1 pseudogene is annotated in these 666 nt (G+C 38.0%); it reads left to right on the forward strand.

Annotated features, from left to right (window positions below):
* Positions 1-666, forward strand: a pseudogene (locus ACYU7A_RS05760) (gliding motility-associated C-terminal domain-containing protein); the annotation flags it as partial.

Raw genomic sequence — 666 nt, forward strand, 5'->3', positions numbered from 1 at the left:
CAGTTGTATATACTATTTGTGAGATTGCAGTTCCAACGAATTGTGATACTGCTACAGCAAATGTTGTAGTGACAACAATTGACGCAGTTGATGATACACCGGTAGCTATACCAAGTGCAATTGGAGGAACAACTCCAAGTGTACTAGTTAATGATACTTTAAATGGGTTACCAGTAGTACCAACAGATGTTACTTTAACGCCAACAAGTGTACCAGCAGGACTTACATTAAATCCTGACGGAACAATAACTGTTGCACCAGGAACACCTAATGGCACTTATCCAGTTGTTTACCAAATTTGCCAAGTTGCTAATCCATTAGTATGTGATACAGCTACTGCTAGTGTATTAATATCTGAAATTGATGCAGTTAATGACAATCCACCAACAATATCAAGTGGAGACAGTACTCCAAGTGTATTGATAAATGATATATTAAACGGATTGCCAGTAGTTCCATCAGATATAACATTAACACCTGTAAGTGTGCCAGTAGGATTGACTTTAAATCCTGATGGGACAATTACGGTAGCTTCTAACGTGCCATCTGGAACTTACCCAGTTGTATATACTATTTGTGAGACTGCAGTACCAACAAATTGTGATACGGCTACAGCTACGGTTGTAGTTCTTAATCCAATTGATGCAGTTGATGATAATACATATC

It is taken from the genome of Flavobacterium koreense, assembly GCF_054776075.1.